The following is a 14,669-nucleotide window of genomic DNA, read 5'->3' as shown; positions in this document are numbered from 1 at the left end:
TTAGCCCACCAGTGCCGCCGCCTGATGAAAAATCTGGACGGTGAAATCCACCAGCTGCGTCAGCATCCATTTTCCGGCGAATATCAGTACGCCCAGCGTCACGACCAGGCGCGGCAGGAAGCTCAGCGTCTGTTCGTTAATCTGCGTGGTGGCCTGGAAAATACTGACGCACAGGCCGACGATAAGGCTGGGGATAATCGCGACGGCGGAGATCACCAGCACCAGATGAATACCGGAGGCCATGATGTCGCCCGCCGTGTCCATGTTCATCATCGCTACAATCCCTGCACGCTGGAGGTGAGCGTACCGACGATCAGCGTCCAGCCGTCGCACAGCACGAACAGCATCAGCTTAAACGGCAGCGAGACGATGAGCGGCGATAGCATCATCATCCCCATTGCCATCAGAATACTGGCGACAATCAGGTCGATAACCAGGAAGGGGATGTAGATCATAAAGCCAATCTGGAAGGCCGTTTTTAGCTCGCTCAGCAGATAGGCCGGGGTGACGATGGTCAGATCCTGCTCGCGGGCATCGCCCTCCACCCCGGCGATGGTCATGACCTGCGCCATCGCTTTAGTGTTAGTTTGCGCCAGCATGTACTTTTTCAGCGGTGCTTCGGCGTTGACCAGCGCCTGTTTGAGGGTGATCTGGTCATTCTGGAACGGCTCGACGGCGTCGGCATAAATTGTTGTCCATACCGGACGCATCACCAGCAGCGTTAGCGCCAGCGCAATGCCGGTAAGGATTTTGTTGGGTGGACTCTGTTGCAGGCCCAGCGCCTGACGCAGGATCGCCAGTACGATGATAAAGCGGGTGAAACAGGTCATCATCAGCACCATGATCGGCAGCAGGCCGAGCAGGGTCATCAGGATCAGGATTTCAATTTTGACGTTGTAATCCTGCCCGGCACCGTTCGCCGTGGTGCTGAACAGCGTAATGTCACCGTTCGCCGCCAGTACCGACGGGGCAAACAGCAGGCTGGCCAGGAGCAGCAGCGAGCAGCCGCTGCGGTAAAACGCGCGGTTCATCGGGTGAGCTCGCCCAGTTCTTTTGCGTTGAACTCGATAATGCGCAGGCCGTATTTGTCGTTCAGGACGACCACTTCCGCTTTACCGAAGGGAATGCCGTTCACTTTGATATCCAGCGGCTCGCCGGCCATTTTGTCCAGCTCAATCACGGAATCGCTGTTTACCGACATCAGCTCGGCCAGCGAGATATCCACGGAGGAGACTTCCAGGGTCAGCGTCACCGGAATGCGGCTGAACAGCGCCATGCGGCGTTCGTCGGTTTGTGGCGCATGACGAATTTCAGGCTGCATATCGAGGCGGATATTGCCTTCAACGGTCTCTTCCTGCGGCATATCGCTCAGGTTCAGGTCGTCCAGGTCCAGAGACTGGCTCAGCTCATGTTGCAAATCACTCATATTACTTCTCGGTTGTCTTGTCGTGGATATCGCATAAGAAAAGCTTGCTGCGATCTTCGGCGATTGCGGCTTCAAAAATCTGTTCTTTACCGATAAACACCGGTACCGGTTCATTTATCGCGATGGGGATGATATCCCCGGGTTTGATGTCGGCAATCTGGGCAACGGTCAGGTTAAGGCTGGCGAGGCGGCCGGTCAGCTTCAGCGGCAGGCTGTCGAACAGGCGTTCAATCTGCGCCGGGCTTAAGCTCATGCTCTGCTCAACGGCCCAAGCGCTGCCGTCCGGCGCGCGCAGCGTCGCCAGCATCTGGTCGACATGATGATTGTCGAGCAGCACGGTGAAACTGCCGTGGCTATATCCGGCCAGGGTAAAGGTGATGCCCCAGACCCACTGATTAATGACCGAGGAATAATCAACCCTGATATCCAGCTCTTCACCAAACGTTTCTTTGCAAATAATCAGCGACGTGAGTTCTTGCCCCAGCTTGCTTTTAAGGCGCTCTTCCGTTTTGGTTACCGGTAAAGATTCATCGGGCGCTATATGATTAGTGTCTTTACTCAACCCATAATAATCATGAAGGACGTTGAGTAATAAAATACGGTCAATAACAAAGCCAATATTCCCGTAAGGCGTAGAGAATATTTGCGCATTCTTATAATGCTTATCAATGACAAACGTCATGGATTCTAACGCGGCGTTGACCCGTAATTTTTTCAGAAAGTAAATGCTCAGGCGTGCATCCAGGATATCAAAGCTATCATTCATTAATTTAGGTAGCTTATGCCATGGGCGACCGAGTTTACTGACATCAAGTTTTACCAGTTCAGGAAGGTTATTCTGCTGGTGGATTCTGATTCGCTCTGAAGCAGGGTACATGATTATTCCGCTTTAATAACAATTCCTGATGTGACAATAACGCGAGGATGATGACCGTTGCGACTTATCACGAAAATTTTTCTGCACGCATTTGAGTTTTGAAAACGTTGTGACGCTTATCACTGGCATCGAAGGATCGTTGCCTGTCGAAAGCCAAATGCCTTTTTATTCAGGCTGAGGATTAGACCTTTCTCTTCTTTTTAATGCAAGACGCTGAACGTTATTAATCAATTATTTCTCCGGAAGAAATCTGATTAATAACTACGATAACTTATTGAATTATAATGATTGATTTTTTAATATGCATTAAAAATAAGACAATTCTTAGGCGATACGTATACTAGGCAACATATTTTCCAGGAAGATTCCTTTCCTCGCGATAATAAATTAGGTTTTAATTTTTATTAACATTATTTAAACGTTTTCCATTATCCAGCAGGCAATGGGAAAACGGTCATGGGTGTTAATAAAGATGTAGCGAATTCTTCTTTTTTAGTTCTTTTAATGGTACTCCAGCATGAGCATTATCATTGAACGTGAAGACCGTAATGGAGAGGGCTTTATTGCCGCCTCCCCTGCCAGCGTGGGTGTGATGTCATTAGCCCGCCGCGTTGCTAAATATAATGTGTCAGTATTGGTCACCGGCGAGACGGGAACAGGAAAAGAGTGTATTGCTAAATATATTCATGAACATGCCTGCACCCGCGGTGCGCCGTATGTTGGCGTTAATTGTGCGGCGATCCCGGAAAGCATGCTGGAAGCCATTTTATTTGGCTACGAAAAAGGGGCATTTACCGGTGCGGTCGCCAGCGTGGCCGGAAAATTTGAGCAGGCCAACGGCGGAACATTACTTCTGGATGAAATTGGCGATATGCCGCTGTCACTGCAGGCAAAATTATTACGCGTACTGCAGGAGCAGGAAGTTGAGCGTCTGGGAAGCCACAAGCGTATTCCACTCGATATTCGTCTGATTGCCTCGACGAATAAAGATCTGCAGCAGGAAATTGCGGAAGGGCGTTTTCGCCAGGATCTGTTTTACCGTATTTCCGTGGTGCCTATTCATATTACGCCGCTGCGCGAGCGTAAGCAGGATATTTTGCCGCTGGTTCAGCAATTTATTGCTAAATACCGCGCCTTTCACAAAGGCGATGTGCGTCTGAGCGACGACGCCCGTAACGCGCTGCTGAGCTATGACTGGCCGGGCAACGTGCGTGAGCTGGAGAACGTGATTCAGCGGGGCATGATCCTCGGTAACGGTGACGAAATCAAAGCCGCCGATCTTGGCCTGGTAGCGCGCGTACCGCTGCCGGAAAACCCGGCAGTCGGCATGATGCCCGCCTACCGGGAGCAGGACAGCAGCTCTGCCATTCGCGACGTCAAGCTGCATGGCCGCATGGCGGAGTACCAGTACATCATCGACCTGTTAAAACGCCATAAAGGCAACAAATCGAAAACGGCGGCGTTCCTGGGCATTACCCCTCGCGCGCTGCGCTATCGCCTTGCGTCGATGCGCGACGAAGGCATTGATATTGAATGTTATTCCTGAGGCAAGAAGGAACAAATCATGGACAAAATAGCTGCCGCAGGTATTAACACCGCGCAACAGGCGCTGCTGGAACGTATGCAGCGCACGGCCTCGCTGGCGTCTGCCGGTGCGGTAAACCTCTCCCCGACGATAGCGCCAGCGAATGACGCGTTTACCCGTACGGATCCGGTCTCTTTCTCGCGCGTGCTGAACAGCGCTATCGACAACGTCGATGCGTTGCAGCACAGCGCCAGCGCAAAGCAAACCGCGATCGATATGGGACAAAGCGACGATTTAGCCGGTGCCATGATTGAGAGCCAGAAAGCCAGCGTGGCCTTTTCGGCCATGATGCAGGTGCGCAATAAGCTCAATAGCGCGCTGGACGAAGTGATGAATATTTCGCTGTAAGGTTTGTACCGTGTTAAACAAAATCAAAGCTCGTCTCCCCGCGCTCTCTCTGCCCTCTGGCGTCAACAACCGCAAACTGCTGGCGATTGCCGGCGGCGCGGTGCTGGCGCTCGGGATCGTCGCCTCGCTGTGGAACCACAATCAGGGTTACGTTGCCCTTTACGGCAACCAGGAACAGATCCCGGTTTCACAGGTGGTGGAGGTGCTGGGCGCGGAAAATATTGCCTACCGCGTTAACCCCGATAACGGCCAGATTCTGGTCAGCGAAAGCAAACTTCCGCAGGCGCGCATGGCGCTGGCGGCAAAAGGCATCAGCGCCGCGACGCCGGACGGCTACGAGCTGATGGATAAAGAAGAGATGCTCGGCAGCAGCCAGTTCATCCAGAACGTGCGCTACAAGCGCAGCCTGGAAGGCGAGCTGGCGAAAAGCATCATGGCGCTCGATCCCGTGGAACACGCCCGCGTGCATCTTGGCCTGAGCGAGTCCAGCTCGTTTGTCCTGACCAACAAACCGAGCAGCAGCGCGTCGGTGATCGTGCAGCTGCGCTACGGCAAACGGCTGGATGACCAGCAGGTGGCCTCTATCGTGCAGCTGGTTTCCGGTTCGGTGCCGGGCATGGCCCCAGGCAGCGTTCGCGTGGTCGATCAGGCGGGCAACCTGCTTTCAGACGGTATTGAAGGCCCGGATGGAAAACTCTCGGGGTCGCGCGCCGGCGACGACGTCGTGCAGCGCATCCGCGAAGATACCCGCAAGAACATCACCACGCTGCTGACCTCCCTGGTGGGCGAAGGGAACTTCCGCATCAGCGTTGCGCCGACCGTGGACTTAAGCCGCGTGGAGGAGACGCAGGAGCGGCTGGGTAAAGACCCGCGCGTGAGCGACGAGCAGATAAGCCAGGAAAACAGCACCAACGAAATGGCGTTTGGCATTCCCGGCTCGTTAAGTAACCGCCCGGTGAACCAGAACCCGCAGACGGCCGCAGCTCAGGCCACCGGCCAGGCAGCGCCTGCCGCCGCGGCTAACACCAGCACGACCACCAGCGATCCTCGCTCCCTGAGCAACCGCAGCCAGGAGCAGCGCAAGTATGCGTTCGACCGCGATATCCGTCATATCCGCTATCCCGGCTATAAGCTCGAGAAGCTGAGCGTGGCCGTGGCGCTTAATCAGACCGCCCCCGCGCTGGCAAAAATCACCCCCGAACAGTTGACCTCCATTACCCGCCTGGTGGAAAGCGCCGCCGGGATCGATAAACAGCGCGGTGATGCGTTAACGCTGGACGTGCTGGCCTTTAGCGCGCCTCAGAGCGACGGCCCGCTGGCCGAAAAATGGTGGAAGGATCCGGATATGCAGTACTGGGGGCAGAACGGCGGTATTGGCCTGCTGCTTCTGCTGACCCTGTTCTTCGGCGTCCGCCCGCTGGCCCAGCGTATGGGGCGCCGCGAGCGCGTTGTGAAAGATGTCGCACAGGACGACGCGGTGCTGCTGACGGACGAGGCGTATGTGGCTGAAAACGGGCTCTCCACGCTGTCGAAAGCGGGCTTCAACAATAATGACGATTTGCTGCCGCCGCAAAGCTCCGGCCTGGAAACCAAAGTCGAGTATCTCCAGGTTCTGGCCCAGAGCGAAACGGAGCGGGTAGCAGAAGTTCTGAAACAATGGATTAACAGCAATGACCGAAGCAATAGCAAACCGGACCAGTAGCGCCAAAGGGCGTAGCCGCCTGGAGCAGGCGGCGATCTTGCTGATGAGCGTGGGCGAAGAAGCGGCCGCGCAGGTGATGCAGAAACTCACCCGCGAAGAGGTGGTGCTGCTTAGCGAAACCATGGCGCGCCTGCACGACGTGAAGGTCAGCCACGCGCGCCAGGCGATGAACAACTTCTTTTCCGACTACAGCGAGCAGAGCGGCATCAACGGCGCGTCGCGCTCCTACCTGCGCAGCATTCTGGAAAAAGCGCTGGGCGGTGAAATTGCCCGCAGCGTGATAAACGGTATTTATGGCGACGAAATCCGCTACCGGATGGCGCGCCTGCAGTGGGTCGACATTCCCCAGCTGGCCGCGCTGATTGAGCAAGAGCACCTGCAGCTGCAGGCGGTTTTCCTGGCCTTCCTGCCGCCGGACATTGCCGCCAGCGTGCTGAGCGTGCTCCCGCGCGAGCGCCAGGATGAAATTATCTACCGCGTCGCCCGCCTGGACGACGTGAACCGCGACGTGATCGACGAGCTGGATCGCCTGATCGACCGCGGCATCGCGGTGCTCTCTGAGCATGGCTCAAAGGTGGCGGGCATCAAGCACGCGGCCAATATCGTCAACCGTATTCCCTCCAATCAGCAGCAGCTGCTGGAGCAGCTGCGCGAGCGCGATGAAAGCGTTGTCGACGATCTGCAGGACGAAATGTACGAATTCTTTATTCTCAGCCGCCAGACGCCAGCAACGCTGCAGCGCCTGATGGACGAAGTGCCGATCGAAGAGTGGGCCGTGGCGCTGAAGGGTACCGAGCCGGTGCTGCGTCAGGCCATTTTCAACGTGATGCCGAAGCGCCAGGTGACCTTGCTGCAAAGCACCACCAGCCGCATGGGGCCTGTGCCGGTCAGCCGTATTGAGCAGGTGCGAAAAGAGATTATGCAGACCCTGCGCCAGCTGGTGGAAGAGGGTGAGATCCAGGTGCAACTCTTCGCAGAACAGACGGTGGAATAACCATGTTCAAAAAAAGGAGTCCCGCGCTGGAGGCATTAACCTCCCGACGCCAGGCGGTGGTTAAGCCACGGCTGCATAAATTCCCGCCGTTACGTAAACGCTGGGCGGCATCGCAGGCCTCGGCTGAGAGCGATGCAGCGGTTATGCAGGACCCGGGTGAACATCAGCGGCAGATGGAAGAAGGCTTCCGCGACGGTATGAACCGCGGCTTTGCGCAGGGAATGGAAGCGGGCAAACAGGAAGGCTACCAGGAAGGGGCGCGACTCGGCTTTGACGAGGGGATGCGTAAAGGGCTGGCGGAAGGCAAACAGCAGGCTCGCCAGCAGTTTCTTGAGGCCGCCGCGCCGTTTGAACGTATGACCGCCGACGTTCAGCGTTTCCTCGAGAGCTATGAACAGCGTCGTCGTGAAGAGTTAATGCAGCTGGTGGAGAAAGTGACCCGCCAGGCGATCCGCTGCGAGCTGGCGCTGCAACCGACCCAGATGCTCGCGCTGGTGGACGAGGCGCTGGCCAGCCTGCCGCAGCCGCCGGAGCAGATCCGCGTGGTGCTGAACAGCGAAGAGTTCCGCCGCATCAGCGAAGCGGAGCCGGAAAAAGCCCGGGAGTGGGGGCTGAGCGCCGATCCGGCGCTGGAGCCGGGGGAATGCCGGGTGATCACCGATACCACTGAAATCGATGTGGGCTGTCAGCACCGGCTCGACCAGTGCGTGGCGGTGCTGAAGGACAACCTGCTGCCGGACGCGACCCATGAGCAGCCTTGATTTCGAACAGGCGTTACGCTCCATCGAAGAGATTGATCTGGCGCGCGTCGCCGGGCGTCTGGTGCGGGTGAACGGCATTCTGCTGGAGTGCGTGGGCTGTCGGCTGGCGATCGGCCAGCTGTGCCACGTTGAAAGCATCGATCAAGAGATGATGGACGCGCAGGTGGTGGGGTTTGACCGTGAGGTTACCTACCTGATGCCGTTTAAACAGCCGTCCGGGCTGATTGCCGGGGCGCGCGTTTTTCCCGCCGGTAAAAGCGAGGGCGTGATGATTGGCGACCAGTGGCTTGGGCGCGTCGTGAACGGCCTTGGTGAACCGCTGGACGATAAGGGCAAACTGGCCGGCGACACGCTGCTGTCGCAGCAGCTGCCGCAGATCCACCCGCTGCGTCGACAGCCGGTTGAGACGCCGCTGGACGTGGGCGTACGGGCGATCAACGGCCTGCTGACCGTCGGTAAAGGCCAGCGCGTAGGGCTGATGGCGGGCAGCGGCGTCGGTAAAAGCGTGCTGCTGGGGATGATTACCCGCTACACCCAGGCCGAGGTGGTGGTCGTGGGGCTGATTGGCGAGCGCGGGCGCGAAGTTAAAGAGTTTATTGAGAATTCGCTGCAGGCCGAGGGCCTGGCGAAATCGGTCATTGTCGCCGCACCGGCGGATGAATCCCCCCTGATGCGCATCAAGGCCACCGAGCTGTGCCACACCATCGCCAGCTATTACCGCGACAAGGGCAAAGACGTTTTGCTGCTGGTGGACTCCCTGACCCGCTACGCCATGGCCCAGCGCGAGATTGCTCTTTCGCTGGGGGAACCGCCCGCAACCAAAGGTTATCCGCCTTCTGCGTTCAGCATGATCCCCCGCCTGGTGGAGAGTGCCGGTAACAGCGGGAGTAACGGTTCGATGACGGCGATTTATACCGTGCTGGCAGAAGGCGACGATCAGCAGGATCCCATCGTCGACTGCGCGCGTGCGGTGCTCGACGGCCATATCGTGCTGTCGCGCCACCTGGCGGAGGCCGGGCACTATCCGGCCATCGACATCGGCCAGTCTATCAGCCGCTGCATGAGTCAGGTGACGACGCGCGAGCATCAGCTTGCCGCGCGCACCCTGAAACAGCTGTACGCAGAATACCAGAATATAAAGCCACTGATACCCCTGGGGGGCTATGTGGCCGGCGCCGATCCGCTGGCGGATAAAGCCGTACGGCTTTCGCCGGCCATCATGCACTTCTTACAGCAGGAAGTGCACGACGCGGCGCTGATTGAGGCCACCGTGACTGACTTACGCGCGCTGGCGCAGGCAGGATAACGACCATGAGCAAACTGATTTCTACCCTGGAACAGCTGCAGCAAATGCGCACCCGCGCCGTGGACGATCTTACGCTGAAGCTGGCCTCGCAAAAGCAGCTCTGTCAACGCTTTGAGAAGAACATTGATGCGCTGACCGCGCTGGCATCGGACACGATGATGCAGAGCGCGAACAGCGCCGCGATGATGATCAACCAGTCAAAATATAAGCAAAATATTCAGCGCGTCATCGACTGGCAGAAGCAAGAGCAGGCGCTGGCCTCACTCGAAGCGGAAAAGATCCAGGGTAACCTGCTGGCCGAAGCAAAGCGGGAAAAAAGCCTGGCGATCGTGCTGGATGCTAAACGCAGCGACCGACGGATGGAGATAGCCCGTCGAGAACAAAAAATGACCGATTCTGTTTCTGTTCAGTGCTGGCTTCGCCAACGGCAGGCCGCCGCTCGCCAACGATAAACGCTATGACGACCACACATAAAAACACGACATCCTCCCTGATGAACGCTCTGCTGGCGCGCCAGAAACGCGCGCAGCCGCTGCCGACGCCGTTTGTCAGCGTCATCTGCCCGACCTACAACCGCCGGGAGTTTCTGCCCTATCTGCTCTATATCTGGCAGTACCAGGACTACCCGGCGGACAGGCGCGAGCTGATTATTCTCGACGACTCGACCACCAGCAATGCCGATCTCATTGAGATGATGAGCGACCCGTCGCAGCCGAACGTGCGGTATATCCACAGCCCGGAGCGGCTGACGCTGGGTAATAAGCGTAACCGGCTCAACGCGCTGGCGACGGGGGAGTACATTATCTGCTTCGATGATGATGACTATTACGCGCCGGATAAGATTTCGCATCAGGTGGCGCAGATGCAGACCCACCGCGCGCTGTTTTCCGGCAGCGACCAGATTTATATCTGGTACAGCCATCTGGATAAAATCTATCTGACTCATTCCTTCGGGGCCCGTCACGCGCTCAACGGGACCTTTGGCTATCACCGTAACCTGCTGAAAAACCATCGTTATGACGATGAGGCGATGAAGGCGGAGGAGGTGGGCTTCCTGAATAACTTTACGACGCCGGTGCAGCAGATTGACCCGAAGCGAACCATCCTCTGCATCTCGCACAGCAGCAATACCTACGATAAAGATTTCATTCTGGACAGCTCAACGCCGGTCGATCTGACGCTGGAAGATTTTGTCAGCGACCCCAACCTGCTGGCCCATTACCGTCGCCTGAGCACCGCGCCGCTCGCGACCCGGGTCAACTGGTCGGCGTTTGAGAAAATCGCCGTCCTGTATGACTCGCAGCAGGAAGACCCGCTTCCGGCGTGCCGTGAAGCCCTGCTGGCGCTGGGCGCTGAGGCGGGACAGCTCTGGCCGGTGGCAAAAGCCAAGGCAGAAACGGCAGAAGCCGCCGAGCGGGCGACCCATACCCAGGTGATTTCCCATGCAAAGCTGCAGGGCTGGAAAAACGTCGTGCTGCTGGACGCGGAACTGCGCTTTGTCAGAAAAGAGAACGCGATCCACAACGTCAACAAACTGCTCAACGGGCTCGACCAGGTGGACTGGCAGATGCTGCTCCTGGGCGGCCGTTATGAAAACTTCACGCCAACCCAGTCACTGCCGGGAGTGGCACGGATCTTTAATGCGGGCTGCGCGTGCGCCTATGCGGTAAATGCCGGCTACTACGATGCGCTGCTGGATGCCTACCGTCAGGCGACGGAACAGCACGTCAGCCTCGACCGCTGCTGGGCTGCGCTAATGAGCAGAAACGCGCTGTGGCTGGGCTTCAGCCCGAGCTTCGCCTTTCTGCAGCATTACCCCGATCCCAAAAGCGGCGAGCCTGTCGACTGTACGCACTGGTTCTTCCGTAAACACCGTTAACCCGCGACTGCCAAAAGAGAACGAACATGGAACTGATTGATCATTACCTACCTGAATTTGTGTCGCGTTTTGACGCGCGGGAAGCCGCATGCGAATGTCCGGCCTGCCAGCGCGGCGGCGAGGGCTGGCCGCATATCAGCGTGAAGCTGAAAAACCAGCAGCGCGAGAGCCTGGATATCGGCTGCGCAACGGCGGCCAGCGAGATGCTGTTCAGTCCGGACGCGTTTGTTTTGCATACCGCTCAGCGGGCAGCGCAGAGTGAAGCGACCCTTTCTCCCTGGATCGCGGCGCTCAATCAGCAGTGCGTTAACCTCGCCATACACCCGGCGCTGACGCTGGAAGCGAGCCTGTACGGCATTGGCGTATTGCTCAGTAAAGCACAGCAGTATCTGGATAACGGCGACAGCGACCCGGCGCAGCTGGTGAGCATGGGAGAGCAGCTGGCTACGCTTGCGGAACAGGGCGTATTAACGCAGCAGTTCGCGATGCTGCCGCCGATTGCCGTGAACCGCACGGCTGCGCTGAACGCGATGGGCACGATGCGCCTCAACCTGAACCTGCCAATGGTGGAGAAGATGGGGATGGCGCTCAAGCTGAGCGAGCTGTCGATCATGCAGCCTGCGCGCCTCGCGGAGCGTCTGCAGACGCTGGAAGCCGAGTGGGCAAGTATCGCGCTGTTGCATGAGCATCCCTATATCCTGCGCAATATGTTGATTTATAGGCTGTATAACGATGTGTTCCCTGGCGTGAACTGTACCAACTGCGGCGAAGCGCTGCTGGGGCTGGCCCGGCAGTTCTTCCACATCAAAATGCTGTGCGCCATGCGCAGCGAGCAGGGCGCGTTAACCCAGGACGACGTGGCGCTGCTGATTAGCGCGCTTCGCGGCTGGCAGCAGGAGAATCCTTTTGTCGCCGACGAAGATAATACGGCGGATTACAGCCTGCTGTGCGGGCTGTCGCTGTTGTAACCTCACTGCGCTGGCGGCGTAAATAGTGACGAACGACCATAACGTAATCCGAAAAAATGAATAATTTTGCAGAGCCTGAATAAATGAATATGGAATTGCCTTCTCGCTTACATCGACTCTCGGAAAAAGTGCCTAAAGAAAGAATAGTGCTTTTTTTTGGGCGTGAAGAGTTTAGTGATAATACTAAATATCTTTATTTAAAGGCTCTGGAACAGCAGGGAAACTTTCGTTGTATATGGTGTAGCTGTCAGGAAACATTAATTGCAGAGCTGCAGAAAAAAGGGTTGCCTTGCCAGTTGATTTCGCAGGATACGCTATCGGAAACGATTCGGTTATTCCTCTCTGCCGCGGTTGCCGTGTTTTCGGTTAACCCTTCGCAAAGCCTGAATGGCAGCGAAGAGCTATTTTCCTGCCTTCAGGGGGCCAGACAAATTCAGCTATGGCACGGCGTATCGGTGAAACACCTTCTTTTAGAATTGGTGCAACATCTGGACGTCGGTGACTATGATTTCAGAAGGCCCCTGGATTTTGCAACCCGTGCCGATTGTGTCGTGAGTACATCCCCGCACCTGGACGCTTTTTTCCGTCGCGCCTTTGGCTGTAAGCGAATCATTCGAGCGGGGTATCCACGTAATGAGGTATTGGTTCGTCCTGCAACGGAAAATGAGTATATAGGCGCTGATATTCCGGGCAGTATTCTTAGCGAATTATTGAATCCACAGCGTAAGAAAGTGTTTTTCGCACCCACATGGCAGCGTAGTGAGAACACCCTGATCACCAATAGCATGGCATTCATCACGCAATTAGCAAAAGCCTGTAAGGTAAATAATGCATCGCTTTTTATTAAGAGCCATCCGCTCTATATAAACGATCAGGAATGTAAGGCGCTTAGTCAGAACTGCTTCTACATTAATCCAGGTCTCGATCTTTACCCGGTGATGCGTCACTTCGATGTGCTTGTTACAGATTATTCATCAATCATGTTTGACTTTCTTCTGACAGGAAAACCGGTGATGCGCTTAGACTTTAACGGTCAGACGCATCGCTCGTTTGAACCTGATTTTACGCTGATTCCTGAAGTTGATTTCGCCTGGTTGTTTACGGATGAAAACGTAGAAGACGTTCTCAATAACGCACTGTATCGTGATGATAAACAGGCTCTGAGAAAGAAAATGGCGGATTTACTGTTTACGGGAGATAATGCAGACGCCTGTTCCGGCCTTATTAATCTTCTTAACAGTGAGGTGGATTCAGTCATGGCAAATAACGCTTATTATAGCGTTGAGGAATATGATGGATGAAAAATATAATCACGTTTGGTACTTTTGACGTTTTTCACGTTGGTCATCTGAACATTCTCAGGCGAGCAAAGGCGCTGGGCGATCGTCTGATCGTTGGCGTTTCTTCAGATGCGTTAAATGTAAAAAAGAAAGGCCGCTTTCCAATTTATAGTGAAGGTGACAGGTTATCTATTATTCAGGGGATTAGATATGTTGACGATGTTTTCCTGGAGGAGTCACTGGAGCTAAAGGCTGAATACATTAAGGAACATTCTGCCGGCGTGCTGGTCATGGGCGACGACTGGGAGGGGAGATTTGATTATCTTTCCGACATCGTTAAGGTTGTGTATCTGGCACGAACGCCTTCCGTGTCGACAACGTCGGTCATTGAAATCATCCAGGACACCAGAGCCGCCTGTTGAAGGTAACCGACATCGATCAATATTGGCTCGACGTCGGCTTGTAATAAATGGGGCGTGCCGCGCTAGCTATATATCGAATCGATAATCACCTGCGCGGCTCTCTGACCCGCCATCCCGTCATTAAAGGCGTCACAGTACTCTGTTTTTATATGCTGAAGTTGGCCGGCGTGCTCCTGCCAGGGGTAGTCATCGGCAAGGTAGCGACGAAGATCGACCATATCGCGAGCGACGGGCATAAACGCTCGTACCTGCTGTTCGGGGCTATCAACGGAACTGAATGATTTTCCCTCCGCGAGCAGCGTCTCCATGCCTGGCCAGTCCAGCAGAATTATCTTTTTATCAGCATTGATAGCATCAAAGATAAACCCGCTATTATCGGTGATAACGTAATCGGCTTTTTCGAGCAGGGAAAAGGTCACAGTGCTGTCGGTGACAATGTTCTTGATGTGTCGTCTGACGGTTTTAAGGGCGATTGCTTCAGATTTTTTACACAACGTACCATGATGTAATTTTGTAATTATATTATATTCATGGTTTAACCGGCTTAGCTTTTCGGCCCAGGGAATAATTGAGCTTAGCTCACCGTAAGTCGGTGCATAGAGAATAGTCTTCTTCTCTGGCTGAATGCTGATATTTTCCGGTAACGTGTTGGCGTAATTACTATTGTGCCAGTCATCAAACCTCGGATTACCAACAATATACGTTTTATCGTCCAGCGACAGTGATTTTTTTGTATAGTGGCTATAACATAATATAGCACTGTAATTTTTATTCCAGGGTGCATGGTTCCACTGGTTTTTCGCTAACCCATACAGCGTTCGTACATGAACACTCGCGATACCCTCCAGATATTGCAGATAGTAGGGAGTGACCATACAGCTGTATTTTTTTGAGTGATTTAAGACTGCCGACAATAGCGTACAGTCGAGTCCGGCAATCTTTATCTTTTCCAGCGATGTCAGCATTTCGCTAACAAATTCCGGCTCGATTACGTCATTAATGACAAGTTCACAGCGGATGTTTTGCTTCAGCAATGCGGCAATAATATTACGGTAAACTTCAAAGTGAAACGACGTTTCCATGAAGAAACCAATGCAAATATCTTTGCTAATAATAGGCAT

General features: G+C 55.1%; 16 protein-coding genes. 11 read left to right on the top strand and 5 right to left on the bottom strand.

All coding sequences use genetic code 11. From position 1 onward, the window contains the following. The 4 genes from fliQ to M2433_RS15815 are packed head-to-tail and all read right to left on the bottom strand — an operon-like array spanning window position 1 to window position 2,303. Window positions 1–273 (bottom strand): flagellar biosynthesis protein FliQ, encoded by a 273-nt coding sequence (fliQ, locus tag M2433_RS15830; RefSeq protein ID WP_047347521.1) that lies wholly within the window; start codon window positions 271–273, stop codon window positions 1–3. A 2-nt stretch (window positions 274–275) separates the two neighbouring features. Beyond that, window positions 276–1,031 (bottom strand): flagellar type III secretion system pore protein FliP, encoded by a 756-nt coding sequence (fliP, locus tag M2433_RS15825; RefSeq protein ID WP_429055383.1) that lies wholly within the window; start codon window positions 1,029–1,031, stop codon window positions 276–278. Next, window positions 1,028–1,426, bottom strand: coding sequence for a flagellar motor switch protein FliN (gene fliN / locus M2433_RS15820; protein WP_047347523.1), 399 nt, complete (start codon window positions 1,424–1,426; stop codon window positions 1,028–1,030). The genes fliP and fliN overlap by 4 nt, the downstream gene beginning before the upstream one ends. Window position 1,427: 1 nt before the next feature. After that, window positions 1,428–2,303 (bottom strand): FliM/FliN family flagellar motor C-terminal domain-containing protein, encoded by an 876-nt coding sequence (locus M2433_RS15815; RefSeq protein WP_429055385.1) that lies wholly within the window; start codon window positions 2,301–2,303, stop codon window positions 1,428–1,430. 517 nt (window positions 2,304–2,820) lie between these two features. Between M2433_RS15815 and M2433_RS15810 the strand changes: the two genes are divergently transcribed. From M2433_RS15810 to M2433_RS15760, 11 genes are all read left to right on the top strand, one after another. After that, the gene (locus tag M2433_RS15810) at window positions 2,821–3,849 is read left to right on the top strand and encodes a sigma-54 interaction domain-containing protein (protein ID WP_063957937.1); all 1,029 of its coding nucleotides are present in this window, start codon (window positions 2,821–2,823) and stop codon (window positions 3,847–3,849) included. Window positions 3,850–3,867: 18 nt separating this feature from the next. Continuing rightward, the gene (gene fliE / locus M2433_RS15805; RefSeq protein ID WP_429055386.1) at window positions 3,868–4,236 is read left to right on the top strand and encodes a flagellar hook-basal body complex protein FliE; all 369 of its coding nucleotides are present in this window, start codon (window positions 3,868–3,870) and stop codon (window positions 4,234–4,236) included. Window positions 4,237–4,246: 10 nt separating this feature from the next. Next, on the top strand, window positions 4,247–5,938 hold the full coding sequence (gene fliF, locus M2433_RS15800; RefSeq protein WP_429055387.1) for a flagellar basal-body MS-ring/collar protein FliF: 1,692 nt from the start codon (window positions 4,247–4,249) through the stop codon (window positions 5,936–5,938). Then, window positions 5,907–6,932 (top strand): flagellar motor switch protein FliG, encoded by a 1,026-nt coding sequence (locus M2433_RS15795; protein ID WP_429055389.1) that lies wholly within the window; start codon window positions 5,907–5,909, stop codon window positions 6,930–6,932. The genes fliF and M2433_RS15795 overlap by 32 nt, the downstream gene beginning before the upstream one ends. Window positions 6,933–6,934: 2 nt before the next feature. Then, on the top strand, window positions 6,935–7,693 hold the full coding sequence (gene fliH, locus M2433_RS15790; RefSeq protein ID WP_429055391.1) for a flagellar assembly protein FliH: 759 nt from the start codon (window positions 6,935–6,937) through the stop codon (window positions 7,691–7,693). After that, the gene (gene fliI, locus M2433_RS15785) at window positions 7,680–8,999 is read left to right on the top strand and encodes a flagellar protein export ATPase FliI (protein WP_429055393.1); all 1,320 of its coding nucleotides are present in this window, start codon (window positions 7,680–7,682) and stop codon (window positions 8,997–8,999) included. Before fliH ends, fliI begins: the two co-directional genes overlap by 14 nt. A 5-nt stretch (window positions 9,000–9,004) precedes the next feature. Continuing rightward, the gene (fliJ, locus tag M2433_RS15780) at window positions 9,005–9,451 is read left to right on the top strand and encodes a flagellar export protein FliJ (protein ID WP_429055395.1); all 447 of its coding nucleotides are present in this window, start codon (window positions 9,005–9,007) and stop codon (window positions 9,449–9,451) included. Between the two features lie 5 nt (window positions 9,452–9,456). Continuing rightward, window positions 9,457–10,878 carry a glycosyltransferase family 2 protein gene (locus tag M2433_RS15775; protein WP_429055397.1) on the top strand — a complete coding sequence of 474 codons (1,422 nt, stop codon included), beginning with the start codon at window positions 9,457–9,459 and terminating at the stop codon, window positions 10,876–10,878. Between the two features lie 26 nt (window positions 10,879–10,904). Then, window positions 10,905–11,846: a hypothetical protein gene (locus M2433_RS15770; protein WP_429055399.1), complete on the top strand. Its 942-nt coding sequence runs from the start codon at window positions 10,905–10,907 to the stop codon at window positions 11,844–11,846. An 83-nt stretch (window positions 11,847–11,929) separates the two neighbouring features. Beyond that, window positions 11,930–13,147 carry a CDP-glycerol glycerophosphotransferase family protein gene (locus tag M2433_RS15765; protein ID WP_429055401.1) on the top strand — a complete coding sequence of 406 codons (1,218 nt, stop codon included), beginning with the start codon at window positions 11,930–11,932 and terminating at the stop codon, window positions 13,145–13,147. Then, the gene (locus tag M2433_RS15760) at window positions 13,144–13,548 is read left to right on the top strand and encodes an adenylyltransferase/cytidyltransferase family protein (RefSeq protein ID WP_059310342.1); all 405 of its coding nucleotides are present in this window, start codon (window positions 13,144–13,146) and stop codon (window positions 13,546–13,548) included. Before M2433_RS15765 ends, M2433_RS15760 begins: the two co-directional genes overlap by 4 nt. 62 nt (window positions 13,549–13,610) lie before the next feature. Here the strand turns inward: M2433_RS15760 and M2433_RS15755 are convergent, their stop codons facing one another. After that, complete coding sequence (locus M2433_RS15755) at window positions 13,611–14,669, bottom strand: CDP-glycerol glycerophosphotransferase family protein (RefSeq protein WP_429055403.1); 1,059 nt, start codon at window positions 14,667–14,669, stop codon at window positions 13,611–13,613.

This window comes from Enterobacter sp. AC1, assembly GCF_050434705.1.
Taxonomy (GTDB): Bacteria; Pseudomonadota; Gammaproteobacteria; order Enterobacterales; family Enterobacteriaceae; genus Enterobacter; species Enterobacter cloacae_L.
Note: the sequence above shows the minus strand (reverse complement) of the source record. Positions and strands in the feature narration are given on the sequence as shown.